The organism is Streptomyces sp. NBC_01320, assembly GCF_035974375.1.
Classification (GTDB): Bacteria; Actinomycetota; Actinomycetes; order Streptomycetales; family Streptomycetaceae; genus Streptomyces; species Streptomyces yanii.
Window position 1 is genome coordinate 7,831,426 of sequence record NZ_CP108390.1, and the last position, 21,946, is coordinate 7,853,371.

General features: G+C 71.0%; 19 protein-coding genes and 1 pseudogene. 10 read left to right on the plus strand and 10 right to left on the minus strand.

Annotated features, from left to right (window positions below):
* The first annotated feature begins 24 nt into the window (after positions 1–24).
* On the plus strand, positions 25–231 hold the full coding sequence (locus tag OG395_RS35655; protein WP_327246603.1) for an Imm32 family immunity protein: 207 nt from the start codon (positions 25–27) through the stop codon (positions 229–231).
* Between the two features lie 593 nt (positions 232–824).
* On the opposite strand, the gene OG395_RS35660 is transcribed toward OG395_RS35655, so the two are convergent.
* Positions 825–1,166 (minus strand): hypothetical protein, encoded by a 342-nt coding sequence (locus OG395_RS35660; RefSeq protein WP_327246604.1) that lies wholly within the window; start codon positions 1,164–1,166, stop codon positions 825–827.
* Between OG395_RS35660 and OG395_RS35665 the strand changes: the two genes are divergently transcribed.
* From OG395_RS35665 to OG395_RS35680, 4 genes are all read left to right on the plus strand, one after another.
* A complete protein-coding gene (locus tag OG395_RS35665) occupies positions 1,165–1,788 on the plus strand; it encodes an FxLYD domain-containing protein (protein WP_327246605.1) in 624 nt (207 codons plus the stop codon). The genes OG395_RS35660 and OG395_RS35665 overlap by 2 nt on opposite strands.
* Positions 1,789–2,009: 221 nt before the next feature.
* On the plus strand, positions 2,010–2,444 hold the full coding sequence (locus OG395_RS35670; protein WP_327246606.1) for a DUF7144 family membrane protein: 435 nt from the start codon (positions 2,010–2,012) through the stop codon (positions 2,442–2,444).
* 161 nt (positions 2,445–2,605) lie between these two features.
* Positions 2,606–3,955: a DUF1254 domain-containing protein gene (locus tag OG395_RS35675; protein ID WP_327246607.1), complete on the plus strand. Its 1,350-nt coding sequence runs from the start codon at positions 2,606–2,608 to the stop codon at positions 3,953–3,955.
* Between the two features lie 47 nt (positions 3,956–4,002).
* Positions 4,003–4,230, plus strand: coding sequence for a DUF2277 domain-containing protein (locus OG395_RS35680; RefSeq protein WP_266986097.1), 228 nt, complete (start codon positions 4,003–4,005; stop codon positions 4,228–4,230).
* Here OG395_RS35680 and OG395_RS35685 read toward each other — a convergent pair.
* From OG395_RS35685 to OG395_RS35700, 4 genes and pseudogenes are all read right to left on the minus strand, one after another.
* Positions 4,217–4,894 (minus strand): DedA family protein, encoded by a 678-nt coding sequence (locus tag OG395_RS35685; RefSeq protein ID WP_327246608.1) that lies wholly within the window; start codon positions 4,892–4,894, stop codon positions 4,217–4,219. The two genes, OG395_RS35680 and OG395_RS35685, sit on opposite strands and share 14 nt — an antisense overlap.
* 212 nt (positions 4,895–5,106) lie before the next feature.
* Positions 5,107–5,529 (minus strand): annotated as a pseudogene (locus OG395_RS35690) (DoxX family protein).
* A gap of 26 nt (positions 5,530–5,555) precedes the next feature.
* Entirely contained in the window at positions 5,556–7,244 is a 1,689-nt protein-coding gene (locus OG395_RS35695; protein ID WP_327246609.1) for an alkaline phosphatase D family protein, read from the minus strand.
* 120 nt (positions 7,245–7,364) lie between these two features.
* Positions 7,365–8,009 carry an HNH endonuclease family protein gene (locus OG395_RS35700; protein ID WP_327246610.1) on the minus strand — a complete coding sequence of 215 codons (645 nt, stop codon included), beginning with the start codon at positions 8,007–8,009 and terminating at the stop codon, positions 7,365–7,367.
* A gap of 302 nt (positions 8,010–8,311) precedes the next feature.
* On the opposite strand from OG395_RS35700, the gene OG395_RS35705 reads away from it, so the two are divergent.
* Positions 8,312–9,046, plus strand: coding sequence for an ABC transporter permease (locus tag OG395_RS35705; protein ID WP_327246611.1), 735 nt, complete (start codon positions 8,312–8,314; stop codon positions 9,044–9,046).
* 21 nt (positions 9,047–9,067) lie between these two features.
* On the opposite strand, the gene OG395_RS35710 is transcribed toward OG395_RS35705, so the two are convergent.
* Both OG395_RS35710 and OG395_RS35715 read right to left on the minus strand, forming a co-directional pair.
* Positions 9,068–9,730, minus strand: a complete 663-nt coding sequence (locus OG395_RS35710; RefSeq protein WP_327246612.1) for an HAD-IA family hydrolase — start codon at positions 9,728–9,730, stop codon at positions 9,068–9,070.
* A gap of 188 nt (positions 9,731–9,918) precedes the next feature.
* Entirely contained in the window at positions 9,919–10,959 is a 1,041-nt protein-coding gene (locus OG395_RS35715; protein ID WP_327246613.1) for a peptidoglycan-binding domain-containing protein, read from the minus strand.
* A 118-nt stretch (positions 10,960–11,077) separates the two neighbouring features.
* On the opposite strand from OG395_RS35715, the gene OG395_RS35720 reads away from it, so the two are divergent.
* A complete protein-coding gene (locus tag OG395_RS35720) occupies positions 11,078–13,120 on the plus strand; it encodes an MFS transporter (protein WP_327246614.1) in 2,043 nt (680 codons plus the stop codon).
* Positions 13,121–13,171: 51 nt separating this feature from the next.
* Here OG395_RS35720 and OG395_RS35725 read toward each other — a convergent pair whose 3' ends face one another.
* Positions 13,172–13,648, minus strand: a complete 477-nt coding sequence (locus OG395_RS35725) for a GNAT family N-acetyltransferase (RefSeq protein ID WP_327246615.1) — start codon at positions 13,646–13,648, stop codon at positions 13,172–13,174.
* Between the two features lie 211 nt (positions 13,649–13,859).
* On the opposite strand from OG395_RS35725, the gene OG395_RS35730 reads away from it, so the two are divergent.
* Positions 13,860–14,219, plus strand: a complete 360-nt coding sequence (locus tag OG395_RS35730) for a serpin family protein (protein ID WP_327246616.1) — start codon at positions 13,860–13,862, stop codon at positions 14,217–14,219.
* A gap of 31 nt (positions 14,220–14,250) precedes the next feature.
* On the opposite strand, the gene OG395_RS35735 is transcribed toward OG395_RS35730, so the two are convergent.
* Positions 14,251–15,366 carry a DUF2330 domain-containing protein gene (locus tag OG395_RS35735; RefSeq protein ID WP_327249555.1) on the minus strand — a complete coding sequence of 372 codons (1,116 nt, stop codon included), beginning with the start codon at positions 15,364–15,366 and terminating at the stop codon, positions 14,251–14,253.
* Between the two features lie 411 nt (positions 15,367–15,777).
* Between OG395_RS35735 and OG395_RS35740 the strand changes: the two genes are divergently transcribed.
* Complete coding sequence (locus tag OG395_RS35740) at positions 15,778–17,748, plus strand: bifunctional glycosyltransferase 87/phosphatase PAP2 family protein (protein ID WP_327249556.1); 1,971 nt, start codon at positions 15,778–15,780, stop codon at positions 17,746–17,748.
* 67 nt (positions 17,749–17,815) lie between these two features.
* On the opposite strand, the gene OG395_RS35745 is transcribed toward OG395_RS35740, so the two are convergent.
* Positions 17,816–19,009: an ROK family transcriptional regulator gene (locus OG395_RS35745; protein WP_327246617.1), complete on the minus strand. Its 1,194-nt coding sequence runs from the start codon at positions 19,007–19,009 to the stop codon at positions 17,816–17,818.
* Between the two features lie 236 nt (positions 19,010–19,245).
* On the opposite strand from OG395_RS35745, the gene OG395_RS35750 reads away from it, so the two are divergent.
* The gene (locus OG395_RS35750) at positions 19,246–21,849 is read left to right on the plus strand and encodes an alpha-N-acetylglucosaminidase (protein WP_327246618.1); all 2,604 of its coding nucleotides are present in this window, start codon (positions 19,246–19,248) and stop codon (positions 21,847–21,849) included.
* The last annotated feature ends 97 nt before the right edge of the window (positions 21,850–21,946 follow it).

Sequence of the window (21,946 nt, forward strand, 5' to 3'; positions counted from 1 at the left end):
GAAGGCCCGCTGTAGCGTGACCGCATGGATGAACCCCGCATCACGGTGTACGGCTCAGCAACTGAAATCACCGTTGCGGCCAATGCCGCAGGGCTGCGGGACCTGGCTGAGCGCCTCATGGGTCTCGCTGATCCCGAACTCAGGGACGGCTACCACGAGCATCTTGAGGGCGGCATCAATCTCGAAGAGGGCTCGGTCAGCCTGATCCTGGCCAGGGACGAAACGCTGTAGGGCCCACGCTCGCCCGACGCCATAGGCGTGCCCGACACGAGAGAGACCAGCGGGGAACCACGGCGCACAGCGGAGTGCTCCCTGCAAACGCACAGGTCAGAGTATCCGCAGGTCGGACCCCCGCCACGTACGGGGCTTTCCGAACCAGTGGCTCGGCTCTGATCCTTGGCCTTCCCATGGCCCCTTTTATGGCGTGGGGCCGGTCAGCTTGGGGTGTCGGCGAGCTGGGTGATGAGGAAGTCGAGCCGCTCCTCCTGACTGTCCGGGGGAATACGGCCGCTGCCCGACAGGGTGGCTATGCCGTGCAACGCGCTCCAGATAACTTCGGCGACCAGTCCGCGTCGCGCGTTGTCCGGACGAAGACAGCTGACGAATTCGTCGAAGGCGGCGTGCAGCGGGGGCGGTGTCTCGGCGTGCGCTCGTCGACCGCGACGTGCCGGTGCTGGGGCAGTTTGTCGGCGTCGAGCTGTTCCCAGTGGGCGCGGTGGTCTCGAAGGTGACGTTGCCCTCATCGGTGCCGAGTCGGTAGATCCTCAGGACCTCATCGGCATGTTCGGGCCCCATAGCCACGATGCGAACTCCGGTCCCCGCGCTCACGCTTGGCCCGCCGGGGCGATCTCGTCGAGCAGGCCGCGCATGCGCTTCTCGATCTCGTCGCGGATGGGGCGGACGGCGTCCACACCCTGTCCGGCCGGGTCGGGGAGCTCCCAGTCGAGGTAGCGCTTGCCGGGAAAGACCGGGCAGCACCCACAGGTGGCCCGCGCGACGATCACGCGTCCTGCGTCCCGGATCGGTGCACGGAACACCCTGCTCGGTGGGGCTGTCCCGGCTGCGGTGAGCCGCACCGTCACGATTCCGACCCGTCCGGGGGCGCGTAGTCCGGACGGGTCGTACTGTTTTCGCTCACGCTCGCACATCCCATGGGGGGATCTCATGTCGTACGGCTACCCGCCGCCCAATCAGCAGTCACAGCAGCCCCCGCCGCCCGGTCAGCAGCCTCCGCCGTGGGGGCAGCAGCCGCCGTATCCGCAGTGGCAGCAGCCGGGGCCGGGCTGGGGCGGGCCGCCTCGGCCGCCGAAGTCGTCGAATACCGCGCTGATCGTCACGCTGTCCGTGCTCGGAGGGCTGATCTTCATTGGCGGGATCGGTGCCGTGGCCGTGGTGGGGCTCAGTAGTAGGCCCGCGCCGCGGAAGCTGCCGGTTGCCGAGGCGCCGCCCAGCGGGGGGACCGCGAAGGCTGATCCCAAGGAGGAGTCGGCCGCGGAGGAGACGGGTGCCGAGGCGGATGTGAAGCTCTCCGGGTGCAAGGTGGATCCGTTGACGACGTGGCCGTCCGTGAATGTGGAGATCGTGAACGGAACCGAGGAGACGGCGAACTATGTCGTGAATGTGGAGTTTGTCGACGGGGACGGTACGCGCGTCGCGGAGGGGCTCGCCGTGGCAAGCGATCTCGCCTCGGGGCAGCGGGCCAAGGAGAAGGCGCAGGGGCTCGGCAAGTCTCCGGCGGGTACGAAGTGCAAGGTGACGAAGGTGACGCGGTACTCATCGGGCGGGTGAGGACGCGGGTCGCCCCGTCGTGTCGGCGAAGCCGCGACAGTTTTTTATGAGCGGGTGAGAGCCTGTTCCGGCCCCCCGGTCGTGACCGATCGGGGGCCGTTTTCATGGCTGACGCCACGTCGACGTCGTCACCCGTACGGACGCGTCCAGGTGGTCGCGCGGGCGGGTGCCGCACAGGGTCGGATTCGTTCAGTTGTTCCGCTCCGGCCAAGGAGACTTCCATGGCACAGTCAGCTCCCGCCCCCGGCACCCGCCGTACCTCCGCCCCCGTGGGCGAGAATCCCTGGGCGGCCGGGGGAGTCATGTTCGCCGGTGTTCTGCTGATGGTGGACGGCGTCATGGGGGTCATCAAGGGGATCGCCGGCATCGCGTCCGACGAGGTCTACGCGCGCATCAGCAAGTACACCTTCAAGTTCGACGTGACGGCCTGGGGGTGGATCCACCTGGTGCTCGGCGTGGTCCTCCTGGTCGTCGGCTGGGGCATCCTCAAGGGTGCCGGCTGGGCCAAGGCGACGGGTGTCGTGCTGGCTGCGCTCAACATGATCGCCAACTTCATGTGGCTGCCGTACCAGCCGATCTGGGCGATCATCTCCATCGCGATCGACGCGTTCGTGATCTGGGCTCTGTGCACGGACCGTTCGGCGGCGGTCATCTAGTGGTGGCCGTGACCGCGGCAGCTGTGCGGGCGACTGCGGCGGAGGGGGTCTGGGTCCGGGGCCGTCCGCTGCTGGAGAACGTCCGGACGGTACCCGCGGGCCATCGATCCGGACAACGCCCGGTCGGTGGCTTCGGGCGCTTCCCGGAGGGTGTGTAGGTGATGGACGAACCGAACGCGCAGGGGGGCGACCTCGTCCGTCTGGCCGCCGAGGCGTACGTGTACGGGTATCCGTTGGTCTCCGGCCTGTCGACGGTCGAGAGATCGATGCAGGAGGGCGTCGGCCCGCTTGCGCCGACTCCGTTCAACCACTTCGCGCACGCGGGGCAGTTGGCGGCTCCCGACACCCACTTCGCCCCCGTCGGCCACGACACCGTCTGCTCGATGGCTCAGCTGGACCTGTCCGGAGGGCCGATCCGGCTGCATGTCCCGGACACCGGCGGGGCTTACTACGTGCTGCAGTTCGTGGACACATGGACCAACAACTTCGCCTATGTGGGGCGTCGGGCCACCGGCACGGACGCGGGTGACTGGCTCATCGTGCCGCCGGGCTGGTCGGGCAGGGAGCCCAGCGGGGTGCGCGGGGTGATCGATGCGCCGACCTCCGTCGTCTCTGTCATCGGGCGCAACGTCTGCGACGGCCCGGACGACATGACGCGGGTGCGGGCGCTCCAGGAGCAGTACACACTCACGTATTTCGAACCCGGCACGCACCGGACGGGGCTGCCGGCGTCCGACCCCGACGTGCCGGCGGAGCTGCGGTTCTTCGAGCAGCTCAGGGTGTGGCTGGCCGACTTCCCGCCGGCCGCCGCCGACTGCGCGTACCAGGACCGGTTCCAGCCGCTGGGGTTGCTGGAGGAGGGGCCCTCGCCGTACGTCTCCGCCGGTTCCGCCCTCGTACACGCACTCACCGAGGGGATGGCGCAGGGCAGGGAGCGGGTCGAGGCGGCCGCCCGGCCGAGCACGGTGACGGGCGGGGGATGGGAGATGGATCCGCATCTCTACGACTACAACCTCGACCACTTCGGGGTGGGGACGATCGACTCCCCGGAGTGGAAGATCGCCGACCGGGAGGCGTCCTACCTGGTCAGAGCGGTGGCGGCGCGCGTGGCTCTGTGGGGGAGCCACGGGTACGAGGCGGTGTGCGCCCACACCTCCCACGACGCCGACGGCAATCCGCTGAGCGGTGCGCACTCCTATGTGATGCGCTTCGAGCAGCCGCCGCCGGTGGAAGCGTTCTGGTCCGTGACCATGTACGACGCGCCGGACCACCACCCCGTCGCAAACCCGGCGGGCCGGCACTCGCTCGGGGACCGCACCCCCGGGCTGGTGCGTGGGGCCGATGGGTCGCTGACGGTCCACATCAGCAAGGAGACGCCCACGGACCCTGCCGCAGCGGCGAACTGGCTGCCCGCGCCGGACGGGGAGTTCCGGCCCGTGCTCAGGTTCTGCATGCCGGGGCGCGCGATCATCGACGGCAGCTATGAGCTCCCCGCCATCGAATTGAGCTGACCCGGGTGTTCCGGCCCGTTGTCAGTGGGGCGGTCCACACTGGAGTCATGTGCCGCAGTATCAAGACCCTTCGCCCGCCAGCCATCCCCGAGGAGGCCACCGAGGAGGACATCCGGGCGGCCGCCCTGCAGTTCGTGCGCAAGGTGTCCGGCTTCCGGGCTCCGGCCGCTCACAACCAGGAGGTGTTCGACCGGGCCGTGGACGAGATCGCCGCAGCGACTGCCAGACTGATGGACGGTCTTGAGGTGCGGGGGGCGGCCGTCAGGACGCCGTAGAAGCCGAAGCGGGAGCCGGAGCGGAAGCTGTCGCGGCCGCCGCTCCGGGGCGGCGCATGAGGTATGCGGCGAGGGCGCCTGCCACGAACAGGGCCAGGACCGAGACCGCCGTGCCCAGCCATGTCGTGCCCAGCCACTGGCCGCCGAAGTAGCCGAGGCCCACGCTGTAGCCCGCCCAGGCCACACCGGCCAGCGCCGACCAGGGCAGGAACTCCTTCACCCTGCGGTGCGCCGCGCCCGCGCCCAGGGAGACGACCGAGCGGCCGGCCGGGGCGAAGCGGGCGATGACGACGAGGATCCCGCCGCCGCGGCTCAGAGCCGCGCCGAGACGTTCCTGGGCGGTGGTGAGGCGGCGGGAGCGGGCAATCGCCCGGTCCAGGCGGTCGCCGCCGCGCCAGGCCAGCCGGTACGCGACGAGGTCGCCGAGCACCGAGGCGGTGGCCGCGCTCAGGATCAGGGCGAGGAGCGACGGAACCTGGGGGACCTCACTGGGGCCGCCCGCCGCGCCCACGACCGTGGTCGAGCCCGCGGCGGCGGCTGTCGCAGCGGTGATCACCAGGACCCCGCTGGGGAGGATGGGCAGGAAGACGTCCAGGAGCACCGAGAGGGCGACCACGGCATAGATCCATGGGCTGCCGGTCAGCGCACCCACACTCTCAAGCACCTTCTACTCCCCGATTCGTTTCAACGCCGCGACGTCGCAGGGGAGCGGCAGGAGCGGCAGGGCCAGCTGTACAGCGTACGCCTGCCGTTTACCTGCACATCATTAATGTGCGGGGGATGTTGTGTACCTCACGCGTCACATCTGCATCGTGGGGGAGTGGTGCCCGGCCCTCACTGTCGCAGAGGGCCGGGCATCCGGTACCGGGCCTCGGATCAGGCCGTGACCGCCGACGCCTGCTCGCGGGCGCGGTCGTCACTGCGCTCCGCGTCGTTCCGCGGGGCGAACAGCCGGTCCAGGGCGAAGGCGCCGGGGCCGGGGCCGGTGAAGACCAGCAGCAGGAACACTCAGCAGAAGACCGCTGACGGCTCGCCGCCGTTCTGCAGCGGGAAGAGGGCCCCGGGCTGGTGGACCTTGAAGTATGCGTACGCCATGGAGCCGGAGGAGATGAAGGCGGCGATACGGGTGCCGAGGCCGAGTACGACCAGGGTGCCGCCGACGAGCTGGATGAGGGCCGCGTACCAGCCGGGCCAGGTGCAGACGGGTATCGAGCCGCCACCCATCGCGCCGCCGAGGACGCCGAAGAGCGAGGCGGCGCCATGGCAGGCGAAGAGCAGGCCGACGACGATCCGGAACAGGCTGAGCGCGTACGGCTGTGCCTTGCCTACGCGTCGATGGTCAGGTTCTGGTCGAGTACCGTCTCCAGCTGCGCACCTGCACCGCTCTCTTTGGCCTGAACCAATGTCAGCGCAGCCTTCCGGCCACGCAGGGTGAGGGTCATCAACTGATTGCCGAACCACGGTCCGCCGGTCTTCCGCCACTGGATCGGTGACGGGCCCGTCCGCCCGTGCCGCGCCAGTGCTCGCCCCAGCCGCCGTCCCGTCCGGCTCCAGCCGAAGCGGAATCCCGCCCTGAGCACGCCGGGTATCGAGTTGTGCACGGGTGAGCAGGTCAGCTGCAGGATGCGCGCCCCGGGCGCACCTCCCGGCGCGTCGGCCGGCCATGAGGGCTCCGCGATGTACGCGTGGTGCACATCGCCCGACAGTACGCACACCGTCGCCGGAGCGTCCGGACCGCTCCCCGCCTCCCGGATCAGCTCGGTCAACCGGCGGAACGAGGCGGGGAACGCCGCCCAATGTTCCAGGTCGGAGCGGCGGCGCAGATTCTCGCCGAACCGCGCCCAGCGCCCGCCGGGCCCACCCCGCTCGCCCCGGCACAGCGCGGCGTCCCACTCCTCCGCGTCATGGATGAGCGGCGGAAGCAGCCACGGCAACGATGTACCGATCAGGAGATGGTCGTACGAACCGGGGTCGGCGAGCGCCTCCTCGCGCACCCAGCGCGCCTCCTCGGCGTCGAGCATCGACCGCCGCTCCTCGTCGAGAACGCGAGCCGCGCGGGTGTCCACCATCAGCAGCCGTATTCGGCCGAAAACACGCCGGTAGCTCCACCGTGTACCGGCGGGTTCGGCGTCCGCCTCGGCGGCGAAGCGGCGCAGTGGCTCCGTGCCGTCAGGGACGGCACACACCTCGGCGTAGAGCGGGTCCGCGGCCAGGGCGGTGGGGGAGAGATTGCCGAGGTGCTGGTAGACCCAGTACGAGGCCAGCCCGCTGACGATCCGCTCGTGCCACCAGGGGGTCGCCCGGACATCGGCGAGCCAGGCGGCGCTGGTGTTCCAGTCGTCCACGACGTCGTGATCGTCGAAGATCATGCAGCTGGGGACGGTCGAGAGCAGCCAGCGCACCTCGGGGTCGCGCCAGGACTCGTCGTAGAGGTGGGTGTACTCCTCGTAGTCCGCGACCTCGGCGCCCGGCGGTTCGCTCAGGTCCCGGCGTGCGGCGAGGCGGCGGCGGGTCGCCTTCGATATCTCGTCGGCGTACACCTGGTCGCCGAGCAGGAGCAGTACGTCGGGGCGTGCGGCGCCCGGGTCGGCGGCGAGCCGGGCGGCGAGGGCGTCCAGGGCGTCGGGGCCGGTGGTGTCGGGCTCGCCGGAGGGGGGAGCCGCCCAGCGGCAGGACCCGAAGGAGATCCGGACGGGCCGTTCCCCCGTGTCATCGGCCGGTGCCGGTGGCGTGGTGATCGTGCTCGCGGGGAAGCCGGAGTCCTTGAGCGGCCAGACCCGGCGGCCGTCGAGCAGCACCTCGTACGCGGTGGTCGAGTCCGGGGTCAGACCGGTCACCACCACCAGTGCGTAGTGGTGACCGGCGATCGCGAACGTCCGGGACGAGCCGGACGCGCCGTCCGCGCATCGCACTTCGGCCGTGGTGGGCCGGTCGGCCTCCACCCAGACGGTCGCGGTGGAGCCCGTCTCCCAGTCGACGTACCGCAGCAGTGGTCCCAGGCGCAGCCCGGCCATGAGGTGCCCTCCTCGCGTCGTCCCGCACGGACGGGGCTCGTCACATACGGACGGGGCCCGTACGGTACAGGCGGCTCCGTACCGTACGGAACGGCGGGGAGGGGGCGGGCGGTTCCGGAGTCAGCAGCCGTTCAGGACCGACTGGAGCGCGCTCTTCTCCGCGGAGTCGACGGTCAGGTTGTAGTAGTGCTTCACATGCACCCAGGCGCGCACGTAGGTGCACCGGTACGCGGTACGCGACGGCAGCCACTCCGCCGGGTCCTGGTCGCTCTTGGACTGGTTGACGTTGTCCGTGACCGCGATGAGCTGCGGGCGCGTCAGATCGTTGGCGAACGACTGGCGTTGGGCGGTGGTCCAGCTGCTCGCGCCCGAGCGCCAGGCCTCGGCGAGCGGGACCATGTGGTCGATGTCCAGGTCGGAGGCGGCGGTCCAGGTGGCTCCGTCGTACTGCGAGTACCAACTGCCGCTGACGGCGGCGCAGCTGGAGTCCTGGACCACGTTCGTGCCGTCGCGCTTCAGGACGACCTCGCGGGTGTTGCAGGTGCCCGACTGGGTGATCCAGTGCGGGAACTTGTCCCGGCTGTAGCCGGTCGACGAGCCTTCCGCCGATACCGTCAGCTCGCTCAGGTAGATACGGGCGGTGGAGGCGCTGACCGGGGTGGGCATGGCCGCCTGGGCGGTGGGCGCGGTGAGCAGCCCTGTGGTTGCGGCAAGTGCGGCGGATGCGACGACCACACCTATGCGACGCGCGTAGACACCTGACATGTGAACTCCCTCGATGTGGGGGGACCTTGGACGGGCGACCTGTGAAGCCCGGCCATCGTGGCGGCGCCAGGTTTCTGTGGGGTGGGCGCCAGGTAACAGGGTGGCGACATGGGCACGTCACATCAAGGGCTGGGACGGGCCGGGCTGCGGTGCGAGGGCGTACGGAAGGAAAATGTGCGGGCGTATGCGGATGTTCGCGGCCTATGCGGGTGTCCGGGCCTGTACGCGAGGCATATGAGGAAGCGGGAGTTGACGGATCGACAGGTCGCGAATCCGGGGCCGGCCGGACTTATGGTTGCCGCGTGCTGCTTCCGGTCAACCTCACGCTCGGCATCGTCCTCGCCGTGCTGCTCGCGGCGGCCGCCGCCGTCGCCGCCTGGGCCTCGCTCGGCCGGTCGCGCGAGATCGTCCTCGCCGGGCTGCGTGCCGCGGTCCAACTCGCCGGCGTCTCCGTGCTCATCGGCTGGGTGGTCCGCTCGCTGCCGCCGCTGCTCTGCTTCGTGGCGCTGATGTATGCCGTGGCGGTACGGACCGCCGGACGTCGGATCACCGGGAACCGCACCTGGTGGTGGGCGGCTGTGCCGATCGCCGCGGGGGTGGCGCCGACGGTCGCCCTGCTGCTGCTCACCGGGCTCCTGCCGGTCCGGGGCATCGCGCTGATCCCGGTGACGGGCATTCTCATCGGGGGCGCGCTCACCGCGACCGTACTCGGCGGACGGCGGGCGCTGGACGAACTGACCACGCGGCGCGGGGAGGTGGAGGCGGGAATGGCGCTCGGGCTGCTCGACCGCGATGCCCGGCTGGAGATCGCCCGGCCCGCGGCGTCGGACGCGCTGCTGCCGGGGCTGGACCAGACGCGGACGGTGGGGCTCGTCACGCTGCCCGGGGCGTTCGTGGGCATGCTGCTGGGCGGCGCCTCACCGGTTCAGGCGGGGGCCGTGCAACTGTTCGTCCTGGTGGCGCTGATGGCCGTACAGGCGGTGGCTGTCGCCACGGTGCTGGAACTGGTGGCACGGGGGCGGCTGCGCCGCGACTGAATCCGGGGAGGTTTTCCGCGGTCAGAGGGCGCGGATGCGCAGACGGAGCGAGCCGTCGGCCGACGCCTCCACCCGGATCTGCGTCAGATCCTCGACGTGCGCATCCGGCGCCAGTGCCGCGGCGCGCGGGCCCACGCCCACGACGCGCATCCCGGCCGCCCGGCCTGCCGCGATACCCGCCTCCGAGTCCTCGAAGACGATGCAGTCGGCCGGGGCGAAGCCCAGTTCGGCCGCACCCTTGAGGAAGCCCTCGGGGTCGGGCTTGCTGGCGCCGACGCATTCCGCCGTGACGCGGGTGATCGGCATCCGCAGTCCGGCCGCGGTCATCCGGGCCTGGGCGAGCGCCTCGTCGGCCGAGGTCACCAGGGCGTGCGGGAGTGTGGCGATCGCGTCCATGAAGGCCGGGGCGCCGCCGATCGGGACCACGCCGTCGGTGTCGGCGGTCTCCTCGGCGAGCATGACCCGGTTGTCGGCGTAGTTCTGCTCCATCGGCCGGTCGGGCAGGAGTACCGCCATGGTGGCGTACCCCTGCCGCCCGTGGACCACCTTGAGCGCGGCCTCGGGGTCCAGCCCCTCCCGCAGCGCCCAGCGCCGCCAGCAGCGCTCCACCACCGCGTCTGAGTTCACGAGTGTGCCGTCCATGTCGAGCAGGAGGGCGCGTGCGGTGAGGACGGTGGCCGGCATCGGCGGGCTCCAGGGCGCGGGGGGAGGAGGGCAACGTGGGGTGAAGAGAACAAGCGGCCCCGCCCGCCGGTCAGGGAGTGCGGGCGAGGGCCACTTTGTTCCATCACGATACAAAAACCTGCCCGGGAAAGCGAATCCCTTTCCGAATACGGGAGGAGAAGGCCGGCTCCCCGGGGCCGGCCGCCGCCTCAGGACCGGCCGCGGCCCGTCGTCTCCGCCTCCAGTGCGCTCCGGGTGCTCGGGCCGTAGACGCCAGGCGGGTCGTCCTCGATGGCGTTGTGCGACTGGTAGGCGCGTACGGCGCTCTCGACCCGGTCCGAGTAGTTGCCGTTGTCGGGTCCCTGGTAGAGCCACACCTCCTGCAGCCGCCGTTGCATCTCGGCCACCGCGGGACCGTGGTCGCCGGGCTGCAGCGTGGGACCGTGCGGTTCCCCGAGCGACGGGGCCGTCGAGGTCCCGGTGGGCTGCGAGACCGTCGCCGATGCCGAGGGGGCGGACGGGCGCGAAGAGGCGGCCGATGCGGAGGGGGAGGGCGAGGCGCTCGCCGACGCGGAGACGGGCGCGGACGGCGATGCCGAAGCCGACGGGGAGGCGGACGCGGAGGCGGGCGCGGACGCCGACGGCGATGCGTCCGGCGAAAGGGGAGCATCGGGGACGCTCGACACCCGGGCACTCGGGAGCGCCCGGTCGTGCTCGGAGTCCCCGTTCCCGTCCCCGCCGAACAGACCGCCGGCGAACGCCGCGATGCCCACCACGCCGATCACGGCCGCGCCGACCGCGAGCATCGCGAAGGGCCGTCGACGGCGTGGCTGCACCGGGTCGACCAGGTCCACCAGATCCGCGGTCATGGCGTCCGTACGGGGATGGTCCGCCCCGGCTCTCTCCTGCGACAGGGGTGTCAGAGGCAACAGAGGCGGCGGATCCTCGGTCGCCGCTTGGTCGAGGAAGAGCGGCATCGTCATGGCGGGATCCCCCGGGGAGGCGTCCGCGGGCGCCTCGTCGCCCCCCAGCGTCACGTACGGCCGGATCCGCAGTGGATCGAAGTCCTCCGCCGCCGCGGTCTCAGCCCGCTCTGCCGCGCGCCGTGCCGCGCGCTCCGCGCACCCGCACCCGGGCCCCGCGCCAGGTCTGCCGCCGGGCCCGGTGGCGGGTCTGCCGTGCGGTCCCCCGTCCCATGCATCCGTCGCTCTGTCGTCCGTGCCGCATTCCGGGCAGACATGTCCGGTCATTGTGGGTCCCTCCCCTTGAACTGCCTGCGATTATGCAGTCCGCCGCAGCGATGCCCCAACAGGCCATAACCGTCCAAAACGGCCAGGATGGTGATGTAGCGGAACCGAGGAGATGTTCATGGCCCACCAGCTGAACCCCCCGGCCCTGGCCCCTGGCGAAGGCCGTTCCCAGCGGACGGTCCTGGTCGCCATCGGAGCCCTGCTCCTCGGCATGCTGCTCGCCGCGCTCGACCAGACCATCGTCTCCACCGCCCTGCCGACCATTGTCAGCGAACTCGGCGGCCTGGAGCATCTGTCCTGGGTGGTCACCGCCTATCTGCTCGCGTCGACCGCCGCGACCCCGCTCTGGGGCAAGCTCGGCGATCAGTACGGCCGCAAGAAGCTCTTCCAGCTCGCCATCGTCATCTTTCTCATCGGCTCCGCGCTCTGCGGCATGGCCCAGAACATGCCGCAGCTGATCGCCTTCCGTGGCCTCCAGGGCCTCGGCGGTGGCGGCCTGATGGTGCTCTCGATGGCGATCGTCGGTGACATCGTCGCCCCGCGCGAACGCGGCAAGTACCAGGGGCTGTTCGGCGCGGTCTTCGGTATGACGAGCATTCTCGGACCGCTGCTCGGCGGCCTCTTCACCGAACACCTCAGCTGGCGCTGGGTGTTCTACATCAACCTGCCGATCGGCGTCGTCGCCCTGCTCGTCATCGCCGCGGTGCTGCACATCCCGGTCCGTCAGGCCAAGCACACCATCGATTATTTGGGCACCTTCCTCATCGCCTCCGTCGCCACCTGCCTGGTTCTCGTCGCCTCGCTGGGCGGATCGACCTGGGCCTGGGGCTCGGCGCAGATCATCGGACTCGCCGTCGTCAGCGCGGTGCTGCTGATCGCCTTCGTGTACGTCGAGCGGCGCGCCGCCGAACCCGTACTGCCGCTGAAGCTGTTCCGTATCCGGACCTTCAGCCTCGTCGCCGTGATCAGCTTCGTCATCGGATTCGCGATGTTCGGAGCGATGACGTATCTGCCGACGTTCCTGCAGGTCGTGCACAACATCTCGCCGACCCTGTCCGGTGTGCACATGCTGCCGATGGTGCTCGGCCTGCTGCTCACCTCGACCGTGTCCGGTCAGATCGTCAGCCGTACGGGCCGGTGGAAGGTCTTCCCGATCCTCGGTACCGGCATCACCGCGATCGGCCTGCAGCTCCTGCACCGGCTCACGGAGAACAGCAGTACCTGGCAGATGAGCGCCTACTTCTTCGTCTTCGGTGCCGGGCTCGGTCTGGTGATGCAGGTCCTCGTACTCGTCGTGCAGAACGCCGTCACGTACGAGGACCTCGGCGTCGCGACCTCCGGGGCCACATTCTTCCGCTCCATCGGTGCCTCGTTCGGTGTCGCCGTCTTCGGAACGATCTTCACCAACCGGCTCACCGGCAAACTCGGCGCTGCTCTCTCGGGCGTCACGCTGCCACCGGGCATCGACGCCGGGCGCCTGGCCGCCGACCCGCGCGCCATCTCCCAACTGCCGCCCGCGCTGCGGGTCCCGGTGATCCACGCCTACTCGACCTCGATCACCGACGTCTTCCTGTACGCGGCGCCCGTCGTCCTGGTCGCCTTCGTCTTCGCCTGGTTCCTCAAGGAGGACAGGCTGCGCGGCTCGGTGACGGCTCCCGACAGCACCGAGACCCTGGCCTCGAACCCGGTCGAGCGTTCCTCGTACGAGGAATGCGCACGGGCCCTGTCGGTGCTCGCCACCCGCGAGGGGCGCCGCGACATCTATGTGAGGATCACCGAGCGTGCGGGGTACGACCTGCTGCCCGCGGCCGGCTGGATACTGCTGCGCATCAAGCGGCACGGCACCGTCGAACCCGGGCTGCTCGCCGACGCCACCCCTGTACCGTTGCGCGTGATCAGCGAGGCGGTGCGACAGTTGGAGGAGCGCGGTCTGGCCCGACGCGAAGGGGTGCAGCTGGTGCTCACCGACCGCGGCTCGGAGGCCGTGGTGAAGCTCGCGGAAGCGCGCGAGGAGTTGCTGGCCGAGCTGTTGGGCGACTGGTGGGGGCCGGAGCGGCCGACCGACCTGGTCGGACTCGTCGCGGAGCTGACCGCCGAGACGACCGGATCGAGCAGGGAACAGCCGCGCTGTCCGGAGCCGAGGCGGGACCACGCGCTCTGACCCGGGCCCGCGGATCCCCGGGCCGGGCCCCGGCCCGGGGAAAGCTTCCGGTCACAGCTCCTTCGCGAACCAGTGCTCCGCGTACTGCCGCCGATGGAACGCGGGCACCTCCCGGTAGCCGTGCTTGGCGTACAGCCCGCGCGCCTCCACCAGGTCGTTGCGGGTGTCCAGGCGGATCTGTCGTACGCCGAAGGCACGCGCCGCGCTCTCGGCGGCCGCCAGCAGCAACCCGCCGCCGCCCGTGCCGCGGAACTCGGGACGCACGAACACGCGGGTGAGCTCTGCGGTGTCCGCGTCCACCACCAGCAGCCCGGCGCAGGACGCGGGCTTTCCGTCGAACCTGCCGACGACGAACGCGCCGGTCGGCGCCGTGAGCAGGTCGGCGCCGTCGCCGGAGAGTCCCTCGTCGATCTCCTCCGCGGTCGCGGGCCGCTGCCAGTAGCGGCTGGCGACTTCGTCGTAGTAGTCACGACGCAGGGCGCTCGCGTCGGGGGAGTCGAAGCGTTCAGGGGCCATGGTCCAGGTCATGTGCGCCATTGTGACCTGAGCATGATCGGGGAGTCGAAGGGTTTCGAGGGAGGGCGACAGCGCAGGACGGCTGCGCGAGGCCTGGATGGTCGCGGGCAGCCACGTCGGCGAACTGCGCTGCGGGAGCCGGGCCCGGCGGCGGGGCTCCGGCGCGCGTCCGACTGGTACCGGGGGAGCCGGGGCCTGGGCACCTGCGCGGATGCGGACCGCGGTGACTGCGGACGAGGCACGGATCGCCGTACCGCGGTTCACCTTGCGCACAACTGTTCAGGTCGACGAGCAGTTGCCCGCACTCGGGGTACGGATCGCCGCCAGTGCGCGTGCGGACTTCTCCGGGATCTCGCAGGCGCCTCTCCGGATCGCCCGGGTCGTGCAGGAGGCCGTGGTGACCGTGTCCGAGAAAGGGGTGGAGGCGGCCGCGGTGACGGTCGTGGTGATGGCGACCGCCTCCCCCGAGCCTCTGCGCGTCCAGAAGGTCGACGTCGACCGGCCGTTCGGGATCGTCGTCCTGGACGCGGACGGTGAGGTCCCCCTCTTCACCGGCCGGCAGGCGGACTTCCCGCGGCCCTGACGTGCCGCACCGGCAGCACGCACAGCCGCGCTCACGCCGTCGGCGGTGGGACCGTGACCGGCGGCGGAGGCAGCACAGGGCGCCGCAGGTGCGCCTGGACGCCCAGCAGCACCGCCACGGCCGCGACCAGCACGACACCCAGGAGCGTCAGCAGCCAGGCCGGGACGCCGGCCACGGTCAGCAGCTCGTTCCGGTAGGTCATGGTCCGGTACGGGGTGTCGGCGGCGCTCGCCCGCAGCTCGTGATCCCCGTCGATCCGCTCCGGGTGCGGGAACGACTGCTCGATGGCGGTGACGAACACCGGCTTTCCGCCCGCCAGCTCCCGGATCGCCCCCGTAGCCGTGAAGCTCGTCGCAGAGGGTGTCGAATCAGTCGGGTCGACCTTCCCCGCGTACGTCACGCGCGGCGCCTCCCCGCCGATCGGGCCGGCCGGCTCCATCCGGTGGGCGGCCAGCACGTACAGCCCCAGCGACTGCGGTGTCGCGGCGAGCTTCGACAGCCGCATCGGGTAGACGAGCCGGTTGCTCGCGAAGCTCAGCCGCAGCGGGTCGAGCTCGCCCAGCAGGAACGCACCCTTCTCCCTGGGGGCGAGGCGGACGGCCACGTACTCCCACTTCCGGTCGACGTACGGCTGCAGCGCGGTCGCCAGCCGGTCGGGCAGCTCGAAACCGTTCCGCCGCAGCCAGGTCTGCAGTGCCGCGGGGTCGGTCGCCGTCAGCCGGGCCACATCGAACGGGCCGAGCCGCTCCCGCCCGACAACCCCCACCGGCGGTGCGCCGGCCGCGGAGGGCGGTGCTGCGGCGTCCACCCCGCCCCCGGAACCGGCGAACGGCCAGTCCCCGGAGCGTGGCCAGAAATAGTGCCGAGTCGCGAGGACCGGCGCGGTGAGGGTTTCCAGCTCCGGGAAGAGCGCCCGATCACCCAGTTCGACGGAGGCGCGGTGCGGTACGGGCATGATCCAGGCCGCCTCCGGGGCGTCCCCACGGACCGTCAGCTGCATGACGATCTGCTCGGTGCGGCCGTCCCAGCCGACCACCGATGTCTCCCGATCCACGGTGACGTGCGCGTCCTTGCCGGGGACCATCGCCCCGCAGCCGCATGCGTACGCCGGGCCGATCAATGATCCGAGCTGCAGCGAGACCAGCATCAGCAGCAGCGACAGTGCGCGGATTCCCCACGAACCTCGCTTCCCCCATGGGCTCCGCTTCGCCCGCACCCACCGCATGAACCGCGTTCCCCCCGTGTCCGATGAGCCCTGTCGCGACCGCCCGATCGGTCGATCAGGGGGACAGACGTCTGAGCGAACGATCCGGTTCCGGCCACTGTGTCCGGGCACGACCAGGCTCTCTGGCGTTCTCTCGAACCAAAGCGGGATGACAGTCAGGCGACGAGGGGGTTGATTGTGTCTACCTCATAGCGGAATGCGAAGGTTTCACAGCACGTCCCGCGTCGAGGGACGGCGGATGAACGGTGGGAGGGTCGGCGCAGCGTGGCGAATGCGGAGCACAGTGTGCGCGGAAGCGCGGTGACGGGGGCGAGGACCGGGGCTGCCCGGGCCGTGCTCTGGCTGGTCGTCGCATTGCTGGCGGGGCGGCAGATGGCGGTGGTGCTGCGGCAGCCACCCGGTGAACGGCTCACCGACCTGGAGACGTGGATCGGCGAGAACGGCGTACTGCATGTGGCAGGGTCGCTGTACGACAGCGACCGGTTCACCGGCACCCCCTTCGCCGGACTGGTGCTGAAGCCACTGACCCGCACGGCCGAACAGAGCCTCGGCGTCGCCTGGACCTTCGGTTCGCTGCTGCTCGTCGCCGTCCTCGGCATCGTCGCGGCGCGCGCCCTGCCGGGACCCGTCTCCCGCCGCACCTCGCTGTTGGCCGCCCCCGTCGCGATCAGCCTGCTCATGCTGTCCCTGCCGGTCCGTAACGCCCTCCACCTCGGGCAGACCAGCATTCTGCCGGTCCTGCTGGTGCTCCTGGGCTGCTTCGTGGCCCGTGGGGAACGGGCATCCGGCGTACTGATCGGGATCGCCGCCGCGCTCCAGCCGACCATGCTGCTCTTCGCCGCCCTGCTCTGGCTCACCGGACGCCGCCGGGCCGCCGTGACGGGCGGCGGCGCGTTCGCCGCGTGCACCGCCCTGGCCTGGGCCGCGATGCCGCACGACTCGGTCACGTACTGGGTGCACCATGTCGCGGGCGCCGGGCTCGGAGACGGCGCGGACAGCCTCGCCAACCAGTCCCTGCACGGCGCGCTGCTCCGCTTCGGCCTTGCGGGCCCGCTCGAGATCGTGTTGTTCCTGCTGCTGGCCGCCGCCGTCTGCTACGTCGGGCTGCGCCGCGCCATACGCTACGCGCAGGACGGCCAGCTGCTCCTCGCCGTCGCCGTGACCGGCTGCGTCGCCGTCGCCGTCTCGCCGACCGCCTGGCAGCACCAGCTGCTGTGGGTGCTTCTCGCCGTCGTCGGCCGGGCCGGTACCCGCGCCTCCGAGCGGCTGGTGTGGCCGGCCATCGTGGTGCTCGTGCTCACCCTGCCCGGGAAGGTACTGCTGCCGAACATCGCGGTCGCGCACCCGGTACGGGACAACGTGCTGCTCCTGGCGGCGCTCGGCGCGGCCTGCGCCGCACCGTTCCTGCCGCGCACCTCGCCGTACTGGCAGCACCCGGTCCCCACGGACTACGCGGCCCCGGTTCCGGCCCGCTGGAGCCGCGTACCGTTGCTGCCGTTCTGGCGGCGGGTGCTCAGCCGCCCCAATCTGCTGCTCGAACTTCTGCTGATCCGGGTCGTCTACTCCGCGTACGCACAGGTCAGGCTCGCGGCCACGGCCGGCCGCGCCACCGCCGAGGAGCACGGACGGCAGATCCACTCGCTCGAACAGTGGCTGCACATCGACATCGAGCACTGGGCCAACCACGCGGTCGTCCACATCGGCTGGCTGCAGGACTTCTTCGACTACTACTACTCGACGTTCCACTTCATCGTGCCGCTGACGATCCTGGGTGTGCTGTACGTACGCCGCCCCGCGGACTACCGCTGGGCCCGCTCCACCCTCGGTTTCGCCACCCTGGTCGCACTCCTCGGCTTCTGGCTCTACCCGCTGGCCCCGCCGCGGCTGATGCCGGGGCTCGGCTTCATCGACACGGTCCACGGCGTCCAGGACTTCGCGAAGCCCGACTACGGGACGCTGACCTCGATGACCAACCAGTACGCGGCGATGCCCTCGCTGCACTTCGGCTGGTCGCTCTGGTGCGGCATCATGATCGTGATGCTGGCCCCGAAGGCGTGGATGAAGGCGCTCGGGCTGCTGCACCCGCTGTTCACGGTCTCCGCGATCGTTGCCACGGCCAACCACTGGGTGCTCGACGCGGTGGGCGGGGCGCTGGTCATCGGGGCCGGATTCCTGCTGACATACGTCCTGGCGGGGCCGCGGAGACTGCAACCCGTGGCGGGGCCGCCGGACGGGGCGGACGGCACGACATCCGCGGAACACGTGCCGGCGGAGACCGGCGAGGCGGTGGGCAGCAAGCGCTGACCGGGCCGCACCCGGTCCTGCTCCGCCAGGGGCCGGGCCGGTGGGCGGTTGTGGGCCGAGGCATGTGTCAGCCGAGGCCCTGGTACGACGCCGTCACGCGTTCCTCGGCGACGTCGAGGGCACGGCGCACCGCACCCAGGGCGACCGCCCGTTCGCCCGACACAGAGGCGTCCACGACGACCGGTACCAGGGTGTGCGACCGCAGATGCCTGCGCACGGGGTCGAGGAGGACGTCCCCGGCCCGTGACACCCCGCCGCCGATGACGATCCGGCCGGGATCGAGCACCAGCACCAGTGCGGCCAGCCCTCGGGCGAAGCGGGCGGCCACCCGGTCCACCACGCCGACGGCCGACGGGTCGCCCGCCCGGGCCGCCGTGAAGAGCGGTGCGACGTCGTGGGCGTCACCGACCGCCACACCCGCCTCCAGGGCCAGCCGGTGAATCGCCTCGGCGCCGACGAGTTGCTCGAACGGTCCCATGCCGTCGGCCGGACGCGGTCCCGCAGGGGCGTCCGGATCGCGCACCAGGTCGATGAAGCCCAGCTCACCGGCCGCGGCCGAATTGCCCCGGTAGGGACTGCCGTTGATGACGATGCCGGTGCCGATCCGGCGGCCCCACTGGACGAAGACCAGGCAGTCGGTGCCCGCACGCGCACCTGCGCCGGTATCGGCCGCAGCGCCGCGCCGGCGTTCCGAGAGCACGGCGAGATTCACGTCGTTGTCGATGGTCACGGGGCAGTGCAGCCAGTCGCGCAGCAGCGACACCGCCGGCAGCCCGGCCCAGTCGGGGATGCTGGGGGCCAGCAGCACCTCGCCGCGTTCGCGGTCGACGATGCCGGGGGTGCCCGCACTCACGGCCCACAGGTCCGACAGCGGCACCCCGGCCTCGGCCGCTGCCGCGGTCAGCGCGCTCCGCACCGTGGCGAAGAGCTGGGGCCCGGCCGCGCCCCGATTCACGGTCGCGCGATGGGAGGCCAGCACCTGACCCGCCAGATCCGCGATCATCACCAGCACCTTGTGGGGGCCGATGTCGATTCCGGCGACGTACCCCGACTCGGCGCGGAACCTGGCGTACTGGGCCGGTCGGCCGAGCTGCGGGGACCCGGCGGCCGCGGTGAACTCCACCAGGCCGCAGTCCCTCAGCTCGGTCAGCGCCCTCGTCACCGCGGGCCGCGAAAGGCCGGTGAGCGAGGTGAGGTCGGTGACGCGGGCGGTCGGTGCGTCGCCCTCCCGTAGTGCGGCCAGGACCGCGGCGACATTCATCCGACGAAGGACGTGCGGACCGGTGGCCGCGGCTCTCCCGACTGGCATATGCGTCAACTCCCTTGCCCCACCGTGCTGTCGGCACTGTATCCAGCACGCCCGGAACCCGGACCGTCCGTCCTCTTGACGGCCGTATGGCACCCAACTCATATTAACGAATGCTCCGTTACTAAGTCTGATGAGCATCGGTACACGTCCCGACAACTCCCGTATCCCTTCACCGGACGAGGTCACCCTTGAGAAGCCTCAGATCCTGGGCCGTCGCCTGCACGGCCGCCCTCGCTGTCGTCGCCACGGTCCTGAGCGCCCCCGTCGCCACTGCGGAAACCGGGCCGCCATCGGCCCCTCGTGGCACGCCGGCCTTCGCCCCCGAACCGGCCGAGGAGGCGCTGGCCCGCCTGCTGCCGCACCATGTCTCGCAGTTCGACCTCGTGCCGGTGAACCGCCCCGCCTCCGGCGACTACTTCACCGTCTCCGGAACCACCGGCAAGGTACGCATCCAGGGCACCACCCCCGCCGTGCTGCTCAGCGGCGTCAACTGGTACCTGAAATACACGGCCAAGGTGGACATCGGCTGGCCCGGTGACAGCACGTCGAAGCTGCCGAAGAAGCTTCCCGCGCCCACCGGGACCATCCGCCAGGACGCCTCGGTGCCGCACCGGTTCGCCCTGAACGACACGGACGACGGCTACTCCGGTGCGTACCGTGACTGGTCCTCCTACGAGAAGCAGATCGACGTCCTGGCCCTGCACGGCGTCAACGAGGTCTTCGTGCAGATGGGCGCGGACGCCGTGTACTACGACACCTTCCAGGAGTTCGGGTACACGAAGGAGCAGCTGAAGTCCTGGATACCGGGCCCGGCGCACCAGCCGTGGTGGCTGATGCAGAACATGTCCGGCTTCGGCGGGCCGGTCACGGACCGGCTGCTGGCGCAGCGCGCACAGCTCGGCCGCAAGATCGCGGACCGGCTGCGTCGGCTCGGGATGACGCCCGTCCTGCCCGGCTACTACGGCACGGTCCCGCCCGGGTTCACGGACAGGAACCCCACCGGTCCCGTGGTCCCGCAGGGCGGCTGGGTCGGCTTCGAACGGCCGGACTGGCTGGACCCGCGCAGCGAGATGTACCCCAAGGTCGCCGAGGCGTTCTACCGTCATCAGCGCACGCTGTTCGGTGACTCCACCCTGTACAAGATGGATCTGCTGCACGAGGGCGGCAAGCCCGGCAACGTGCCCATCGGGGACGCCGCCAGGGCCGTCATGAACGCCCTGCAGAGGGCGCGCCCGGGCGCCACCTGGGTCCTGCTCGGCTGGCAGAGCAACCCCTCCACTCAACTCATCGACGCGGTCGACCGGAGCAAGCTGTTCATCGTGGACGGACTGGCCGACCGCTACAACGGCCTCGACCGAGAAGCCGCCTGGCACGGAACCCCCTACGCCTTCGGCACCATCCCCAATTTCGGCGGGCACACCACCATGGGCGCCAACACCGCCGTCTGGACCGCGCGGTTCCACGAGTGGCGCACCAAGCCGAACAGCGCGCTCCGGGGGATCGCCTACCTCCCTGAAGGGACCGGCGGCAATCCCGTTGCCTACGAGCTGTTCACCGAACTCGCCTGGCACGCGGGCCCGGTGGACCGGACGGCCTGGTTCGCCGACTACGCGGAGCGTCGCTACGGTGGCGCCGACCCGCATGCCGCCAAGGCCTGGGAACTGCTGCGTACCGGCCCCTACAGCACTCCGTCCGGCAGTTGGAGCGAGTCCCAGGACAGTCTCTTCACCGCACGCCCCTCACTGACCGCCGGTACCGCGGCCAGCTGGAGCCCCTCGTCCATGCGGTATGACGCGTCGACGGTGCAGCGGGCGCTCACGGAGCTCCTGCAGGTTGCCCCGGAGCTGCGGAAGTCCGATGCGTACCGCTTCGATGTGGTGGATGTGGCCCGGCAGGCCATGGCCAACCGCAGCCGCACGCTGCTGCCGCAGATCAGGGCGGCGTACGAGGGGAAGAACCTCACCCTGTACCGGCAGCGGGTCACCGAGTGGAAGCAGGACCTCGCCCTGCTGGACCGGCTGCTGGCCACCGACAGCCGGTTCATGCTGGGGCCCTGGCTGCAGGACGCCAAGTCCTGGGGACGCACCGACGCGGAGCGGGCCGCCGCGGAATTCGACGCCCGCTCGATCCTCACCACCTGGGGCGACCGGTCCGGCAGCGAATCCGGCGGGTTGCGCGACTACGCGAACCGCGAATGGTCGGGACTGGTCTCCGACTTCTACGCGAAGCGCTGGACGGTGTACCTCGACTCTCTGGACGCGGCCCTGGTCACAGGGCAGCCGCCGGCCGCGATCGACTGGTTCGCGCGGGACAACGCCTGGAACCTGGAGCGCACGAGCTACCCGGTGCGGCCCGAGGGCGACCCGGTGCAGCTGGCCGACACCGTACGCACAGCCCTTCCGGCACCCGTCGTACCGGGCCCGATCACCGGCATCGGCGGCAGGTGCGTCGCTCCCGAAGGCGGCTCCTCCGCCGACGGAACCGCCCTGCAGCTCTCGGCCTGCGACGGCGCCCCCGCCCAGACCTGGACCGTGCCGGGCGACGGCACGCTCGTCGCGTACGGCAAGTGCATGGACGTCCGCAACGGCTCGACGGCCGACGGCACCGCCGTCCAGCTCTACCAGTGCAACGGCACCCCGGCCCAGTCCTGGACCCCGTTGCCCGACGGCACCCTGCGCAACGTCAAATCGGCGCTGTGCCTGCACGCCGAGGGCGGCGCCACGGACGGCGCGCGTCTGCTGATCCGGACCTGTGGAACAGCCTCCGAACAGCAGTGGAACCTCCCCGGGTAGCCGGAGCCCGGCCCCTGAGGGCCGAAGGGGTGCCGGGACGAACCGCATCGTCCCGGCACCCCTTCGGCGTGGATCGCCGCGTCTTCCAGCATCCGCC